The organism is Streptomyces sp. NPDC050743 (assembly GCF_044456925.1).
Lineage (GTDB): Bacteria > Actinomycetota > Actinomycetes > Streptomycetales > Streptomycetaceae > Streptomyces.
The window spans coordinates 1-1773 of record NZ_JBITGJ010000312.1 but is presented as its reverse complement, the minus strand read 5'-3'; the positions used below and the strand labels follow the sequence as shown (position 1 = coordinate 1773).

General features: G+C 68.9%; 1 protein-coding gene. It reads left to right on the top strand.

Annotated elements, in window-relative coordinates:
• Positions 1 to 67 precede the first annotated feature (67 nt).
• Positions 68 to 1762, top strand: a complete 1695-nt coding sequence (locus ACIBJF_RS53285) for an ISAzo13 family transposase (protein WP_399185098.1) — start codon at positions 68 to 70, stop codon at positions 1760 to 1762.
• Positions 1763 to 1773: the final 11 nt, after the last annotated feature.

Genomic DNA, 1773 nt, shown 5'->3' with positions numbered 1-1773 from the left:
GGAGTTGTAAGCAAATAACTGCTGGCGTCGGCTCAACTTCACTGTGTGGCATGGTAGATGGGCTGTCATGGCGATACCGGAGGAGACCCTCGAGGTCCTCGATGTGAAGTTCGCAGCAGTGCTCCCCCACCTGGACGAGCGGCAGCGTCGCCTGTACCTGGCGTCCGAAGCCGAAGCTCTGGGGCACGGCGGGATCACGGCTGTGTCCCGGCTGGCCGAGGTCTCGGAGTCGACCATCGTGCGCGGGCAGGACGAGCTGGCCGCTGGGGCTGAGGTGCTAGGGCGGGTGCGTCGGCGCGGTGGTGGCCGCAAACCGGCGACCGACCGCGATCCGGGGCTGCGGCCCGCGCTCGAGGCGCTGATCGAGCCGCGGGAGGTGGGCGATCCGGTCTCGCCGCTGCGCTGGACCACCGCGTCACTGCGGGACCTGGCCCGTGAGCTGCGCGAGGCAAGCCATCCGGTCAGCGCCCCGGTGGTCGCGGACCTACTGCGTGCGATGGGCTTCAGTCTGCAGGGCATGGCCAAGACGAGGGCCGGCAGCCACGTTCCCGACCGAGATGCCCAGTTCCGGCACATCAACGGCGTCGTCGGGCGCTTCTTGGCCGACGGCCTGCCGGTGGTGAGCGTGGACGCGAAGAAGAAGGAGCCGATCGGCGACTTCGCCCGCCCCGGCCGCTCTTACCGCCCCAAGGGCGATCCGATCACGGCCCCGGACCACGACTTCGTCGATCCCGACACCCCGATCGCCATCCCATACGGCGTCTACGACCTGGGGCGCGACAGCGGCTGGGTGAACGTGGGCACCGACCGCAACACGGCAGCCTTCGCGGTGGAGTCCCTGCGCCGCTGGTGGCAGCACCGGGGCCGTCTCGACTACCCGGAGGCGAATCGGCTGCTGGTCACTGCGGACTCCGGCGGGGCGAACTCGGCCAGCTCCCACCTGTTCAAGATGGGGCTTGCCGCCTTCGCCGACGAGTGCGGGCTCAGCATCACCGTCATGCACTTTCCGCCTGGCACTTCGAAATGGAACAAGGTCGAACACCGCCTGTTCTCCCGGATCACCCACAGCCTGCGCGGACGACCGCTGACCAGCTTCGAGGTCTTGCTGCAGACCATCTCGGCCACCCGCACCAGCACCGGGCTGACCGTCAGCGCCACGCTGGACGAGAACGACTACCCCACCGGGCGCGTGCTCACCCGTGCCGAACGCAAGGGCATCGAGCAGCGGGTGGAACGGGACGCTTTCCACGGTGAGTGGAACTACACCATCGTGCCGCGCGATCCTGACCAGGAACCGTCGCAGGACGCGCAGGAGGCATCAGGGCCGCCGATTCCGCCCGAGGCCACCTTCCTCCTCACCCACCCGGCGCTGACCGGTATGCCCCGGGAGGAGTTTGACCAGCTCGTGCTCCGGCTCGAACCCTGCCGTCAGCTCCTGACCGAAGCCGAGCGCCAGCGCGAGGACCGCGACGGGCGCGGTCGAAACCCCGGCTTCGGCATCCTCGACCACCGCCACCGCGTCCTGGCCGCCGTCCTCCGCAGCCGGAACACCGTTACCCTGACGCTGGCGGGCCAACTGCTCGGCCTCCACCGCAACGTGCTGAGCTACCACGCCGGGCGGACCAAGCCCTTGCTGGCCTTCGCCGGCCCCGATCTCGCCGCGGTCCTGGTCGACCGCAGGACCCACCCGCCGCGCTCACTCGAAGCCCTGCAACACGTGATCGACGAGTACGACAGCAAGATCAAGACCGGCAGTAGTTAATTTACGGCTCC

Excerpts from the sequence above, each read along its gene's own strand:
- ACIBJF_RS53285 (WP_399185098.1), top strand. The coding sequence starts at position 68 with ATGGCGATACCGGAGGAGACCCTCGAGGTCCTCGATGTGAAGTTCGCA.